This is a genomic window from Methanocaldococcus villosus KIN24-T80, from assembly GCF_000371805.1.
GTDB lineage: Archaea > AGJL01 > Methanococci > Methanococcales > Methanocaldococcaceae > Methanocaldococcus > Methanocaldococcus villosus.
In genome coordinates this window covers 1-15,568 of the sequence record NZ_AQUK01000001.1, presented here as the reverse complement: position 1 = coordinate 15,568, position 15,568 = coordinate 1, and the positions used below count along the sequence as shown (strand labels likewise).

The following is a 15,568-nucleotide window of genomic DNA, read 5'->3' as shown; positions in this document are numbered from 1 at the left end:
GAGATTATGAAAATCCTCATTTCTGTTTGTGGGGAGGGATTTGGCCATACAACAAGATGTTTGTCAATTGGAAAGGCCTTAGAAGATAGCTATGATGTAGCTTATTTAGCCTATGGAAAAAGTTATGATTTTATAAAAGAGCATGGATATACTGTTTTTAAGACATATCCTGAGATTAAGCTTAAAGGAGAAGATGGTAAATTTAGTATAAAATCTACAGTTTTTAATAAAGAATATTCTCCAAGAAAAGCAATTGAAAGAGAATTAAAAATTATAAAAGAATATAAGCCAGATTTAATTATAAGTGATTGTAAATATAGCACTATTGTAGTAGGTAAGATGTTAAATAAACCAATAATGTGTATAACAAATCAAAACTATACAAAATATAAGTTTAAAACTGATATTATTGTTTATCCTACAATGAAATTCTTAAATATTATTCACAAAGCCTGTGAAAAAATAATAATTCCAGACTTTCCCTTACCATATACTGTTTGTGAATATAACTTAAAACTATTAAATAATATGGAATTTATAGGGCCGTTAATAAGATACAATGTTGATACTGTTAATGATGGTAATTATATCCTCTCTGTTATTGGTGGTTTTGAATATAGATACAAAATATTGGAGAGTTTAGCTGAAATTGCTGTAAAGGGAGGTTATAATGTTAAACTTGTTTGTGGAAGCTATGAAGTAGCTAAAAAATTAAAAAACAAGTATGGAGATTATAAGAATATAGATATTATTCCATTAGCTATTAATATGAAGGGTCTTATAGCAAATGCTTCTTTAATAGTTTCTCATGGAGGACATTCAACAATAATGGAAGCTATTTCATTTGGAAAGCCTTTAATTGTCATACCTGACTTAGATCATCCAGAACAGAACAACAATGCTAAAAAAGTAGATGATTTAAAATGTGGAATTTATTTATCTTATTATGAACTTAATAGATTAGGAGAGGCTATTAAAGAAATAGAAGAAAATGAAATTTATAAAAAGAATGCTGAAAAGCTAATGAATTTAGCAAAAAATTACTATAATGGGAAAGAGAATATTAGAAGATTAATTGACAATTTCTTCAATAACAAATTTTTTAGAAAAAAGATATTTAATGTAATAAAGGTTTAAGCATGTTTATAGGTATAGATGATACTGATAGCAGAGAGAGGTATTGTACAACATATATTGCTACTCTGTTAATGGAAGAGTTAAGTAATTATAAGTTAGATGATCCTAGATTAATAAGATTCAATCCTATGGTGAAATATAAAACAAGAGGCAATGGAGGAGTGGCTATAAGGATATTGGATAAGGTTGATGAGAGAGATAAAGAAGAGATAAAAGATATTACATTAAAGATTATAGAAAAATACTCTGATATGGATAATGATAATACAAACCCTGGAGTTGTATTTTTAGATGAAGAAAATTATAGGAATAATATAAACTTGCTGAGGGATTATTATAAAAAAACTCTTTTTGATATTTTAGATATTAATTTTGCTGAAGACATTTTAAAGAAAATTAATGCAGATTATTATAAATTTAAGCTTGGTAGAGGAATTATAGGAGCATTAGGAGCAATAGCTTTTTTTGGAGATTACACATATGAGTTGATAGCATATAGAAAAAAAGAAAATTGGGGTAAAAAAAGAAGGATTGATAAAGAATCTGTTATAATAATGGATAAAGAAACTTTTCCTTATACATATGATAACTATGATTATGAAAATGATAAAATATTAATAGCTCCAAACACACCCTGCCCAGTACTCTTTGGAATTAGAGGAATTGATAAAGATATACTGATAAAGGCTATGGAAATGATTAAAGGGGAAGAGCCAGAAAGATTTATGATATTCAAAACAAATCATGGCACTGATGCACATCTTAGGAGAATGAAAATTAAAGATATCTATCCAAATACTGGAGTTATTGTTTATGGAAAAGTAGTAAATAACCCAAAAGATATAGAAGGAGGACATGTTATTTTTAAAATCTCTGATGGCACTGGAGAAATTAGCTGTGCTGCTTATGAACCTACAAAAGGATTTAGAGAAATAATAAGAAAACTTATTGTTGGAGATTATGTAGCTGTTTATGGCACTGTTAGGGAAGAACCATTAACAATAAACTTAGAGAAAATAAAAATATTGAGATTAGAAAAAAAATATATTTTAGATAAAAGATGTCCATTCTGTGGAGGGACATTAAAAGCTAAAGGTAAAAAAGTAGGTTTTAAATGTAGAAAATGTAAAAAAGTGATTAAATATGATAAAATTAAAAAGATAGAAGTTGAGAGAGATTTAAAAATTGGGTTTTATGAAGTTCCAGGATCTGCAAGAAGGCATTTATCCAAACCCATTCAGCTTATTGATTTGGTGGAAAAATGAAAAAAATTTACAGATCAGTCACTTACAGAATATTACCACCAGAAGAAACATTCAATAACATTAAACCAATTTTAGATAAAATAAATATTAAAGAAATGAAAAGTATAATGGGTATAGATAAGTTAGAGATCCCTGTGTATTATGTTAGAAGGGTTAATAATAATATAGAATATCATCATTATGGAAAAGGGGCTGTAGATATACAAGCAAAAGTTTCAGCATGCATGGAAGCTATAGAAAGGGCTTCAGCTAAATATGATGAAAATAAAATTAAGAATGAACCTGAGAATAAGATTGATATAAATAGCTTAATTCTACCTCCATATTCAGATACAGATGTTAAAGATTGGGTAGAAGGTTATGATATAATAAACTCTGAGCCTATTGATGTCCCTGCTGATGCAGTCTTTTACCCATCTAAAGGAAAACTGTTTAGATGGCATACTAATGGTTTAGCCTCTGGTAACTGTCTTGAAGAAGCTATTCTACATGGTGCATTAGAGGTTATAGAGAGAGACAGTTGGAGCTTAGCAGATCTTTCTAAAAAGATTCCAACAAAAATTAATCCAAAAACTGATAATGAGATAATAAATAGATTATTAGAGAAATTTGAAAAAGCAAATGTTAAGGTTATATTAAAATTATTGCCAAATGAACTAAATATTCCTGTTATATCAGCTATAGCTGATGATGACCCACTACTGATGTGTATTGGTGTAGGGTGTCACTTAGATCCAGAGATAGCAGTTATTAGAGCTTTAACAGAACTTGCTCAAAGTAGAGCTTCTCAACTTCACATGAAAAGAGATGATGCAAAAAGGAGGGCTAAGATTGTTAAAAGGCTGAGTTATGAGAGAGCTAAAAAGATAAATAGAAAGTGGTTTGAATATGAAGAGGAAGTAGAATTAGAAGATATAGAGAATAGAGCAAAATATAATTTAAAAAAAGATATAAATCTTTTAAAAGAGGAGCTGTTTGATCATGGTTTTGACAGATTTATATATGTTGATTTAAATAAATATGGAGTTGATACAGTTAGAGTAATAATTCCAAAAATGGAAGTTTATACAATAGATAGAGATAGATTATCAAATATGGCTATTGAAAGGATGAAAAAACTTTATCAATGAGAGAAATGTTTTATTTCAAATACATCTAATTCCTTATTTTGCTCTTTAAAGTAATTTTTTAATTCTTCTTTTTCTTTTATTAACCCCACAGCATCAGCTCTACATTGTGCACAAGCTCTAAATTGTGGTAGATATTTTTCAGCCTCTTCTCTAACTTTTTTTAGTTCTTCACAAGTAGGAGGTCGGTAATTTTTCATCTTATAAAGAGGGATTAATGGAATAATATTTTGTATATATGCATAATCCTTTAACTCCTTAGCTATTTCAACAACATGTTCTTTATTTATTTCAGGAATTAACACTGTATTAATTTTTATAATTAGATCTTCATCATATGCCTTCCTTATCCCTTCTAACTGATTTTTTATTAGTATCTCAGCACCCTCAATACCTTTATATATTTTCTTATTATAATATACCCGCTCAACTATCTCTTTCAGAATTTCTGGATTTATTGCATTAACAGTAACAGTTACAGTCTTAACATTTAAGTCAGCTAAAGTTTTATAATATTTTGGTAATAATAACCCATTTGTTGATATACATTTTATTAGATTTGGGAACTTCTCATCAATAATCTTCAAAGTTTCAAAAGTTTCTTTATTGAATAAGCTATCTCCTGGTCCTGCTATACCAACAACTTTTATATTTGGATATTTATCTAACATTCTCTTTAAATAACTTTCAACATCTTCTGGCTTTAATATAGCTCTTGCTACTCCAGGCCTTTGCTCACATGCTTCCTTCCCAATACTTCTTCTACAAAATTTACAAGCTATATTACACTTTAAAGCTACAGGTAAGTGAATCCTTCCGACTTTATCATGAATCTTTTCATTAAAGCAAGGATGTATTTTGGTTATATGAGCAAATTTTGACATTTTCATAGTCTCACAACTCTTTAAAATTTATCAGAAATAAAGGAAATTTTCATATATATTTATTTTGAATCTATATTTTTAAAGTGGTTATTATGTATGATTTAGAAACTGAAAGGGTTATTGAAGAAATAAAGAAATTAGGAAAGGAAAACCCAATAGTCATTTTTCAAGCTCCTGAAGGATTAAAATTAGAAGTTGAAAAAGAAATAGAAAAGATAAAAAACAAAATAAACATAACTCCATTTCTTTGGTTAAATTCATGTTATGGAGCCTGTGATTTGATAGAGGACAAAGTAAAAATTGTAAATCCTGATTTGATTATTCACTATGGACATAAAAAATTAGATTATGTAAATTCAGAGAAAACCATATTTATCCCTGCTTATTACAAGGGAGATAGGGAAAAAATAATTAGAGACATAAAAGAATTTATAAAAAATAGAGAATTTAATGTAATCACAACAGTACAGTTTGAAAAAATTTTAGAAGAATTTAACCCACATGTAATTATAGGTTGTAGAGTTGAAGTAGATAGTAATAAAGACTTACTTTTTGTAGGTACAGGTAGATTCCATCCTCTTATGTTAGCATATAAATATAAGAAAGATGTTTTTATTTATAATCCCATATCTTATAAATTTGATAAGATAGGAAGAGAGGAGGTAGAGAAGTTTATAAGGAAGAGATTATCAGCTGTAGCTAAGTTAAAGTTTATGGACATTAAAAAAGTAGGAGTAGTTTTATCTGTAAAAAAGGGTCAGTGTAGAAAGAAAAAATTTTATGAGATTATAAATTTATTAGAAAAAAATAATATCAATTATCTTTCAATATTAGCTGATGAGGTTAAGCCAGAACTGTTGTTTTATGATGTTGATGCATATATCATCATAGCATGTCCAAGAATAGTTTTAGATGACTATATCTTATATAAAAAACCTATTTATACTCCAGAAGAGTTTAAAATGTTTTTAAATAGTGATTTCAATTATAAATTAGATGAAGTTAGAGAAGAAGACTTTGAGGGATAAGAATGAAAATGCTGCTTATACATGCAGATTATTTAGAATTTGAAGCAAAAGAAAAAACAAAAATAGCTGAAGAAACAGATATTTTAAAAGGTAGAATGGAAGATTGTCTTGTCTGTTTTATAGCTGTTGAGAGAGGGGATAATAAGAACGTTATAAAACCTGCTATAGAAGAGATAGATAAAGTGGCTAAACAGTTAAAAGTTAATAATATTGTCCTCTACCCCTATGCTCATCTCTCATCAGATCTTTCTGATCCAGAAACTGCCGTAAATATACTAAAATTATTAGAAGAAGAATTAAAAAGTAGATATAATGTTTTAAGAGCTCCATTTGGGTGGTATAAGAGCTTTAAGCTAAGCTGTAAAGGACATCCATTAAGTGAACTTTCAAGAAAAATTGAACCAAAAGAAGAAGAAGAGAAAAAAGAGGTAAAGTCTAAAATTTACCTCATAAAAGATAATGAAATTATAGAGATTAATGAAAAGAATTTGGATATTATTGAAGATAAAAATCTATTAGCCTTAGCAAAACATGAGCTTGGAATAAAAGAGAAAGCAGATAAAGAGCCTTATCACATTAAGTTTATAAGAGAAAAAGACATATGTGATCATGAACCCTCCTCTGACCCAGGACATTTCAGATGGTATCCAAAAGGGAAGTTAATAAGGGATTTATTAGCTGAATATGTTTATAATTTAGTTATAAATATGGGAGCCATGCCTGTAGAAACTCCGGTAATGTATGATCTCTCAAATAGGGCAATAAAAGAACATGCTGATAAGTTTGGTGAGAGGCAGTATAGGTTTAGACAAGGAAATAAAGAGCTTATGTTAAGATTTGCAGCATGTTTTGGACAATTTATGATAAAAAAGGACATGTTTTTACAACCTAAGTACTTACCACTTAAATTATATGAACTTTCAACCTACAGTTTTAGATATGAGCAAAGAGGAGAGTTGGTAGGATTAAAAAGATTAAGAGCATTTACAATGCCTGACATGCATACAGTATGCTTAAATTTAGATCAAGCTATAGAAGAGTTTGAAAGGCAGTTTTGGACATGTCTAAAAACTGGTGAAGATTTAGGAGTAGAGTATTCTGTTATCTTTAGATTCACAAGAGATTTCTTTGAGGAGCATAAGGATTGGTTCCTTAAGATAGCTAAAGAGTACAAGGAGAAATATAATAAAGATTTATTATTAGAAATATTGGAAGAGAGAAAACATTATTGGGTAGGAAAAGTTGATATAGCTGCCATTGACAGCTTAAATAGGCCAATAGAAAATCCTACTGTGCAAATAGATGTTGAAAGTGCAAGAAGATTTGGTATTAAAGTTGGTGATATACACCCAATCATCTTACACTGCTCTCCTACAGGTTCTTTAGAAAGGGTTATATGCTCAATAATAGAAGAAGCTTATAAGAATGTTGATAAAAAAGCCCCTACATTACCACTGTGGTTATCACCAATTCAAGTAAGAATCATCCCTGTTTCAGAGAAGTATAATGACTATGCTATAGAAATAGCTGAAATATTGAGAAGAAATAATATTAGAGCTGATGTTGATGATAGAGATGAGACTGTAGGAAAAAAAATAAGAGATGCTAATAGAGAGTGGATACCTTATATAGTTGTTGTTGGGGAGGAAGAAGTTAAGAGTAATGTTTTAACAGTGACTGTTAGGGAAAAATCAACATTAAAAAGCTCATATAAGGAAAAGAAAACTTTAGAAGAGCTAATAAATGAAATTAAAGAAAAAGTAAAAGGATATCCATACAAACCATTACCTCTACCAATAAGATGTTCTTTACAGCCAAAATTCCATTAAAAGGTGATTTTTATGTCTAAACTTAGATGTCCTATTGTCTCTGTCTTAGGCCATGTTGATCATGGAAAATGTATCTTACCCGAGGAAAGAGTTATAACTCCATTTGGAGAAATAAAAATAGAGGATATCTTTAACTCTTCCAAGTATGTTGTACATTCAGACTATGAAAAAGAGATAAGGTTAGCAAACTTTCCTGTTATATTAGTAGATGAAAATGGAAAGATTAAAGAAGATATAGCTAAGTATGTTTGGAAGGTTAAACATAAAGGGAAAGTTATAAAGGTGAAAGTGAAAGGATGGCATAATATTTCAGTAACTCCTGAACATCCATTTTTAACTAATAAGGGATGGATAAAGGCTGAAGAGTTGAAGATAGGGGATTATGTAGCAATTCCAAAAAGGATAGTTTATAGAAAATTAAGACATTTTAAAAGATCATTTAGTGTCAAAACCTCATCCTTTAGAAATTCAATAACATATAAAAGGATAAGAAAGCTATCCTACCCTATTCCTTTAGATATCTTTATATACTTAGCTCCAGAGAAGAAAGTTTCTAAATTTTTAAGAAAATATTTTGATAAATATGGAGTAGTTAATGTAGAAAAGTGTGATGTTGAATTACCACTGTGTGAATTTTCTGAAAAATTAACAATTGCTTTATTAAGATTTGGGATAATTAGTAAATTAGAGAATGATAAATTAATAATATCAGGTAAAAGAAATTTAATATTATTCAGAAAGTTCATAGGATTTACTCTAAAAGATAAAATAGAAGCTCTTAATAAAATAATTGAAAATAGTAGGGATGAGGAAATATATCCAATACAGGAAGAAATTAGAAGATTAAGATTACTTTTTGGATTTACAAAGGATGAAATAGGAGAAAATAAGCTTGATTATAACACAATAAAAAAGATCCTTGAGAAATTAAAAAAAGGTGTAAAAAATTTAGATAAAAAAATTAGAGTTTTAAAAGGATTAGAAGAGGATTGTTATTATATAAAAGCATTTGAGGAAGATGGATTAATAGAGAATGGAAAATTAACAGAACTTGGTAAGGAAGCTTTAGACATTTGGGAGAATAGAAAGTTCAGTTTAGATGATATAAAATATATTGAAAACATTATTGATAATCTTATTTTTTTGCCTGTAGAAGATATAGAGGTTATAGATTATGATGGATATGTTTATGATTTAACAACAGAAACACATAATTTTATAGCTAATGGAATTATTGTTCATAACACAACCCTATTAGACAAGATAAGAAAGACAAGAGTTGCTCAGAGAGAAGCTGGGGGGATAACACAACATATTGGAGCTAGTGAAGTGCCAATAGATGTGATAAAAAAGTTATGTGGGCCACTATTAAAAATGCTTAAAGCAGATCTTAAAATCCCTGGATTGTTGTTTATTGACACTCCAGGACATGAGGCATTTACATCTTTAAGAAGAAGAGGAGGAGCTTTAGCTGATATAGCAATTTTAGTAGTTGATATAAATGAAGGTTTTAAACCTCAGACAATTGAGGCTATTAATATTTTAAGGCAGTATAAAACCCCTTTTGTTGTTGCAGCAAATAAAATTGATCTTATTCCTGGATGGAGATCCAAAGAAGGACCATTTGTATTAAACTTTAATGAAAAAGTTCAACACCCAAATGCATTAACTGAATTTGAAATAAGATTGTATAACAATGTAATAAGGCATTTAAATGAACTTGGTTTTGATGCTGACCTTTATACAAGGGTTAAAGATGTAACAAGAACTGTTTCAATCATTCCAGTTTCTGCTAAAACAGGAGAAGGGATTCCAGATCTATTAATGATGGTAGCTGGTTTAGCACAGAGGTTTTTAGAAGAAAGATTAAGGTTGAATGTAGAAGGTTATGCAAAAGGAACAGTGTTAGAGGTTAAAGAAGAGAGAGGGTTAGGGGTTACAGTTGATGCTATAATTTATGATGGTATTGCAAGAAGAGGAGATTATTTAGTTGTTGGGTTGCCAAATAATAATGTGATAGTAACAAAAATAAGAGCTCTGCTAAAACCAAAACCATTAGATGAAATGAGAGATCCTAGGGATAAATTTAAGCCTGTAAATGAAGTTGTTGCCGCTGCCGGAGTTAAAATAGCCGCACCTGATTTAGATAAAGTTATAGCAGGATCTCCTATAAGAATTGTGCCAGAAGATAAAATAGAAGAGGCTAAAGAGGAGGTTTTAAGAGAGGTTCAAGAAGCTACAATAGAGGCTGATGAAGAAGGAATATTAATTAAAGCTGATACACTTGGATCACTTGAAGCACTTGCTAAAGAGCTAAGAAAAGCAGGAGTAAAGATAAAGAAGGCTGAAGTTGGGGATATAACTAAAAAGGATGTTGTTGAAGCAGCAAGTTATAAACAAACAAATCCTCTTTATGGAGTGATAGTTGGGTTTAATGTTAAAGTTCTACCTGAAGCTGAAGAAGAGATAAAAAGGTATAAAATAAAGGTTTTCTTAAATAACATAATATATAAATTAGTTGAAGATGTTGTTGAATGGATTAAAATGGAAAAAGAGAGAGAAGAAAGGGAGAAGTTTGAAAGACTAATAAGGCCAGCTATAGTTAGAATATTACCTGATTGCATCTTCAGACAAAAAAATCCAGCTATATGTGGGGTTGAAGTAATTTCAGGAACATTGAGAGTAGGAGCTCCATTAATGAGAGAGTAGGAGCTCCATTAATGAGAGAGGATGGAATGGAGTTAGGATATGTTAGAGAGATAAAAGATAGAGGAGAAAATGTTAAAGAAGCCAAAGCAGGAAAAGCAGTTTCTATATCTATAGAAGGTAAATGTACCCTTAAAAGACATGTTGATGAAGGAGATGTAATGTATGTTATGGTGCCAGAGGAACATGTAAAAGAGTTCATCTATAAATATAAGGATAAACTTAGAAGTGATGAGTTAGAAGCATTGGAAGAATATGTTAATCTAATGAGAAAGCTTAAAAATGATATATTTTGGGGAAGATAATTTTTATTTTTCTAAAGCCTTATTATATAGCTCAATAGCTTCATCTAATTTACCATTTCTTTCTAATATTTTAGCTTTTAAGAGTATAGCATTTTTATACAATAACAAATTCTTATTTTTAGCTCTTTTTATAACTTTATCTAATATTTTTATAGCTTTTTCATCTTCTTTCAATCCTTCATAGGCTAAAGCTAAATAGAATAAAGCTTCATTATCATTTGGAACTTTTTCTAAATATTTGTTTAACCACTCTAATGCATTTCTATAATTTCCAATTATTAACTCACAGTAAGCTATGTCTTTGTAAGCTAAAATCAAATCTTTGTTTAAATTAACAGCTTTGTATAGATATTCTAAAGCTTCTTTAAATCTACCAAGCTGTTTTAGAATCTTACCTTTCAAATACAATGCAAAGATATCAAAACTGTTTAAGCTTAATATTACATCTATACATTTTAAAGCTTCTTCATATCTTCCTAAAGTTTCTAATAAAACTGCTTTCTGTCTCCATGCAGGAACAAAATCCTTTTTTACTTTTATTAAATCATCTAAAGCTTTTAAAGCTTTATCATATTCTCCTAATTCTACTAATGCCATTGCTCTTCTATATGGTTGTAAAAAACATATGTGTGTTTCTTCTGGAAATGTGTCTTTTGTATATGCTGCCCTCTCAAAGTTTCCTAACATGAAATTACAGCATCCCATATGTGGTTCTAAATCATATATTTTATCTCTTATATATTTAGCTAAAGTATTATTTGGATCTAACTCTAAAGCTTTTTCAATAAACTTTTTTGCACTCTCTGTATCCCCATAATCTATACTTTTAATGGCATTTAATATTAGTTCATTTATATTCATACCATTCACCAAAATTATATATATTAAATCTAATATAATAAACTTATTTTTTTAAGATTTCATTATATACTTTGACAGCTTCTTCTACTTTACCTAATCTTTCCAATATACTAGCTTTTATAAGCATTGATGTGGTTTTTATAAAAACATTTGTTCCTTTATCTATAATACCATCTAAAATCTTTAAAGCTTCTTCCAATTTACCTAACCCTTTGTATGCTATAGCTTTATAGAACAGTGCTTCTGGGTCATTTGGCACTTTTTTCAAGTAATCATTTAACCATTTTAAAGCTTTTTTATAATCACCTATTATTAAATTAGTATATCCCAATTCTTTTAAGACATTAACTAAATTTTTATCTAATGTAATGGCATTATATAAAGCTTCCAAAGCCTCATTATATCTTCCTAATTTTCTTAGAATTCTTCCCTTTATATACCAAGCTAATGCATCTTTCTTGTTTAACTCTAACACCTTATTTATAGCCATTAAAGCATTTTCAAGATCTCCTATCATCTCATACAATAAAGCCTTATATAACCAAGGTGTAACAAACTCTCCATCAATTTTTGTTAATTTTTTAAAATCCTCTATTGCTTTATAATAATCTCCCCTCTCTATAGAGAGCATAGCTTCTCTATATTCAGGAGTTAAAGCTAATTTAAGTATGTCATATGTAGTTTTTGGATATTTTAAAAATTCTATAGGAATATGGACTTTTTCAAACTTTAATAATTTAGAAAATTTTTTATATGTATTTACTTTTCCAAGTAAATAATAAATTAATGGATTGTTTGGATACTCTTCAGATAATTTCAAAAGCTCCTCCTCTGCAGTTTTAAACTCCCCTCCTTCAATTAAATCTATGATTTTTATAAACTTTTTAAATATATCATTTTTCATAATCTCTACCTAAGGTGTTATTTATTGTATATAATTGTATATAATTAATCTCTTCTTATATAAAAATAAGATTATAAAAATAAAATGTGATAAATATGGTTAATGTTGAAAGGGTGAGTTTGTCTTTACCAAAGTTTCTATTAGGAGAGATTGATAGATTAATGAAAAGGAAAGGATATTCTAGTAGAAGTGAGCTTATTAGGGATGCTATAAGGAAATATATATTGGAGAGTAATTTACCTCTAGAGGATAAAGAAGTTGGAGGAATTATAATATTAGTTTATTCCCCAAATAAGGAAAATATAGAATTTTTGGAAAAACTATTTTTGGAATATAAAGATATCATCAATTCTATTAATCAATCTTATATAAAAACATCATGTGGTAAAAATAAAAAGATTGAAACATATATAGTTGAAGGTAATGCAAAAAAGATCTTAGAATTTTATGAAAACATAATAAAAATCCCTGAAAAGATTTATGATAAAATAATCATATTTTAAATTTTAAAGAAAATTTTAAATATTAACAAGGATTTTTTAATTTTTTGGTGGGATCTTGTTAAAAATGGATGATTTTGAAGCTAAGGTTGTTAGGCATAATGTAGATGTTTTTGGAAAGGTTATGGAAGCTAAGACTCTTTTAGTGGAGTTTGAAAGAAGAAGGAGAGTTTTATCAACTAAAGAAGGATTTAAAAATGTGAAGTATGTTGCTAATCACTCACTACCTGACTGGAGGAGAATTCATAGATATAACTATAAAGATTATTTAAAAAGAGTTTTAGATAGCTTAAAAATTGATGAGAAGGATATAGCTATTTTAACTACTGCTGCTGATATGGATAATTTAGCTATAGCCATTGAAAAGTTTGATGAATTTTATGTTGTAGCATTAACTACTGCAGGGGCTAAGGATAATGCTATTAGGTTAGGGGATGAAGAAGCAGATTATATTGAAAAGGATTTTAGAACTTATAAAATAGAGGGGGATAAGCTTATACCTTTGGAGAAATATGGGACAGTTAATATTATTGTAATAACCAATGCAGATTTAACAGATGGGGCAATGGCTAGGGCAATAATAACTATTACAGAAGCAAAAACTAATGCTTTTCAGGAGTTAGATGTTAGAAGCACAAAACATCCTGAGTTATTAGCTACAGGTACGGGAACGGATAATGTTATTGTTGTTAAAGGTTTTGGAAGAAAAGTAGATTACACTGGAGGGCATACAAAAATGGGGGAAATGATAGCTAAAGCTGTAAAGAGGTCAGTTATTGAAGCATTAATAAAACAGGATAAAATTTATAAATATAAAGATTTTTAATAACTTATATTAACTTTTCTTGCCTTTATATACCCTCTTGCTAAAATTTGTATGAGAAAATTGGGAAAAAGTAATAATGATTTTTTCTAAGTAAAATTGAGATTTTTTTAATTATTTTAGATATTTATTTTTATAGTTTTATGTTTAGTTTGTTTTTATTTTAGTTAGGTAAGTTCTAATTGTTTATATTTTATAATACAGTTGTGCGTTATATTTATAAATAATTTGCATAATCTTTCTTAACTTTATAAAGGTTTTAATAATTGGGCAGTAAGAAAAATCTTGTTGAAAAAGAAAGGTTTATATAGGAGTTTTGGCGAATATAATTAGTGGTTGCATAGGGTTTGAATCGCTTATCCATTAAAACAAGGATGGAAACTCTATATTCCCATAAACTAATATTATACTTATCCAGTTTGAATCACTCATCCATTAAAACAAGGATGGAAACTAATAATCGGTTAAATCCACGCTATCAATACTTGTATATTCTGAACGTTTGAATCGCTCATCCATTAAAACAAGGATGGAAATTTCCCCCTTGTGCCGCCATAATATCACCTACTCTTTAGTTTGAATCACTCATCCATTAAAACAAGGATGGAAACCTATGTAATTATTTTATTATATCCTTATATTTGAAAATAATATCTATAATTTTTCTAATGTCTTCTCCTTGTTGTTTAGCTTCATTTAGATATATTTTATATAAATAAGGAGAAAGTCTTGGGTTAGGTTTAAACATTTCCCCATATACTAAAAGATCATAGCATCTGAACTCTGCTACACTCAAATTATGGTTATATGTTTTATATAATAGTAAATCTTCTTTATTCATATCTAATATTAAATCACACATCTCAGTTTTTGGAATAGGTTCAGCTATAGAAACAAAAATATCATCTAACTCAGCTTCAGCAATAAAGTCTTTAGTAAGCAAATAATCTTTTTCACTCTCTGTTGGATAAGCTACAATAAAACTACCAGCAACTTTTACACCCATTTCTTTAGCCAACTGTATAGCATATAAATTTTTTTCTCTATTGGTTCCTTTTTTCATATCTTTTAATATCTTATCACTTCCACTCTCTATACCATAAAACACCCATCCAATTGTATAATCTTTAATAGCTTTTAATATATCTTCATCAACATAATCAACTCTCATATCTGGAACAGATAAGTTGTTTTTTCCTAAAATAGAAGATATCTTTTCTAAAAGTTCTATAAACTTTTCTTTTTCCATGGATTTTTTAAACCCATACAAACTTCCAGTTCCCCCACTTATTGCTATTCTTTTAGCTCCATATTTTTTAAACTCTTTAACTTCCCTAACAATATCTTCTATTTCTCTACTTCTTATCTGTTTTCCAAAAAACTTGGGAACTTGGCAAAATGTACAATTGCCTAAACAACCTCTATGTGTTTCAATATATACATTAGCTCCTCTTATACTTTGTTTTCCTATATCTTTTGGGATTAAAGGAAGTGGATGGTTTAAATCAGGTTTTTCTTTAGGATAGTTTATTACAATCTCATCCCCTTCCTTATATGCCAATCCCTCCTTATCTCCTTCCAATATTCTGGGAGTAGTTATCTCACCTTCACCAACTATAACCCCATCAACATTTAACTCATTTAAAATAATTTCTGGATACATTGAAACACATCCTGCAATATACACCTTCTTTTTAGCCCTTTTTAAAAAATCTATAGCTTCTCTAATATTTTTATCTAAGATATGTAAAGTTGAATATAAACTGAAAATAACTACATCTGATTTTAAAAAAACTGTTTTATCTAATTCTCTTAATAATCTAACTTTATACTTATTTTTCAATATTCCTCCAATAAGCATTGCCCCATATGTATAAACATGAGGAGAATATATGGTTACTCTCATAAGTTATCACTTAGCCCTGATTATCACATAACTTCCATCATCTTCCTCTGATAACCTCACTCTTTCATACTCTATATCTTTAAATCCAAATCTCTTTAATAACTCTATAACTTCATCTAAGGAGAAAAAATTTGCATCTTTATAAAATTTACTCTTATCTTTTTTGGCTTCATAAATTTTTCCTAATTTACTATTCTTATCTATCATACCTATAATTAAATAACCTCCTGGCTTTAATACTCTTTTAATTTCTTTTAAAGCTTTTTCAACATCTTTTAAAAAACATAATGTAG

General features: G+C 28.7%; 12 protein-coding genes and 1 pseudogene. 8 read left to right on the top strand and 5 right to left on the bottom strand.

Translation table 11 applies throughout. The annotated features are described in order from the left end of the window. Positions 1 to 6: 6 nt before the first annotated feature. Genes METVI_RS0100065 through METVI_RS0100055 form a run of 3 tightly spaced genes read left to right on the top strand, consistent with a single transcriptional unit; the run spans position 7 to position 3,532 of the window. Positions 7 to 1,137, top strand: a complete 1,131-nt coding sequence (locus METVI_RS0100065) for an MJ1255/VC2487 family glycosyltransferase (RefSeq protein ID WP_004589938.1) — start codon at positions 7 to 9, stop codon at positions 1,135 to 1,137. 2 nt (positions 1,138 to 1,139) lie between these two features. Next, positions 1,140 to 2,402 (top strand): tRNA(Ile)(2)-agmatinylcytidine synthase, encoded by a 1,263-nt coding sequence (locus tag METVI_RS0100060; RefSeq protein WP_004589939.1) that lies wholly within the window; start codon positions 1,140 to 1,142, stop codon positions 2,400 to 2,402. Continuing rightward, positions 2,399 to 3,532, top strand: a complete 1,134-nt coding sequence (locus tag METVI_RS0100055) for a YcaO-related McrA-glycine thioamidation protein (protein ID WP_004589940.1) — start codon at positions 2,399 to 2,401, stop codon at positions 3,530 to 3,532. The genes METVI_RS0100060 and METVI_RS0100055 overlap by 4 nt, the downstream gene beginning before the upstream one ends. Here the strand turns inward: METVI_RS0100055 and nifB are convergent. Next, positions 3,526 to 4,419, bottom strand: a complete 894-nt coding sequence (gene nifB, locus METVI_RS0100050) for a FeMo cofactor biosynthesis protein NifB (protein ID WP_017980913.1) — start codon at positions 4,417 to 4,419, stop codon at positions 3,526 to 3,528. The genes METVI_RS0100055 and nifB overlap by 7 nt on opposite strands. Positions 4,420 to 4,505: 86 nt before the next feature. Here nifB and dph2 point away from each other — a divergent pair, with 86 nt between their 5' ends. The 3 genes and pseudogenes from dph2 to infB all read left to right on the top strand — a co-directional run bounded on the left by dph2 (position 4,506) and on the right by infB (position 10,281). After that, entirely contained in the window at positions 4,506 to 5,441 is a 936-nt protein-coding gene (gene dph2, locus METVI_RS0100045; protein WP_004589942.1) for a diphthamide biosynthesis enzyme Dph2, read from the top strand. Between the two features lie 2 nt (positions 5,442 to 5,443). Then, a complete protein-coding gene (locus METVI_RS0100040) occupies positions 5,444 to 7,270 on the top strand; it encodes a threonine--tRNA ligase (protein ID WP_004589943.1) in 1,827 nt (608 codons plus the stop codon). Between the two features lie 12 nt (positions 7,271 to 7,282). Then, positions 7,283 to 10,281 (top strand): annotated as a pseudogene (gene infB, locus METVI_RS07240) (translation initiation factor IF-2). Between the two features lie 3 nt (positions 10,282 to 10,284). Here infB and METVI_RS0100030 read toward each other — a convergent pair. Continuing rightward, a complete protein-coding gene (locus METVI_RS0100030) occupies positions 10,285 to 11,142 on the bottom strand; it encodes a tetratricopeptide repeat protein (RefSeq protein ID WP_004589944.1) in 858 nt (285 codons plus the stop codon). A 43-nt stretch (positions 11,143 to 11,185) separates the two neighbouring features. Beyond that, complete coding sequence (locus METVI_RS0100025) at positions 11,186 to 12,046, bottom strand: tetratricopeptide repeat protein (RefSeq protein ID WP_004589945.1); 861 nt, start codon at positions 12,044 to 12,046, stop codon at positions 11,186 to 11,188. Positions 12,047 to 12,141: 95 nt separating this feature from the next. Between METVI_RS0100025 and METVI_RS0100020 the strand changes: the two genes are divergently transcribed. Together METVI_RS0100020 and METVI_RS0100015 are read left to right on the top strand one after the other, a co-directional pair. Continuing rightward, the gene (locus METVI_RS0100020; protein WP_004589946.1) at positions 12,142 to 12,549 is read left to right on the top strand and encodes a CopG family ribbon-helix-helix protein; all 408 of its coding nucleotides are present in this window, start codon (positions 12,142 to 12,144) and stop codon (positions 12,547 to 12,549) included. A 64-nt stretch (positions 12,550 to 12,613) separates the two neighbouring features. Next, positions 12,614 to 13,372 carry an adenosylcobinamide amidohydrolase gene (locus METVI_RS0100015; RefSeq protein ID WP_201763958.1) on the top strand — a complete coding sequence of 253 codons (759 nt, stop codon included), beginning with the start codon at positions 12,614 to 12,616 and terminating at the stop codon, positions 13,370 to 13,372. 616 nt (positions 13,373 to 13,988) lie between these two features. Here METVI_RS0100015 and METVI_RS0100010 read toward each other — a convergent pair. Continuing rightward, positions 13,989 to 15,275, bottom strand: coding sequence for a methyl-coenzyme M reductase glutamine C-methyltransferase (locus tag METVI_RS0100010; RefSeq protein WP_004592568.1), 1,287 nt, complete (start codon positions 15,273 to 15,275; stop codon positions 13,989 to 13,991). 6 nt (positions 15,276 to 15,281) lie between these two features. After that, positions 15,282 to 15,568: methyltransferase domain-containing protein (locus METVI_RS0100005; protein ID WP_017980912.1), on the bottom strand; the 287-nt coding region annotated here is incomplete at its 5' end.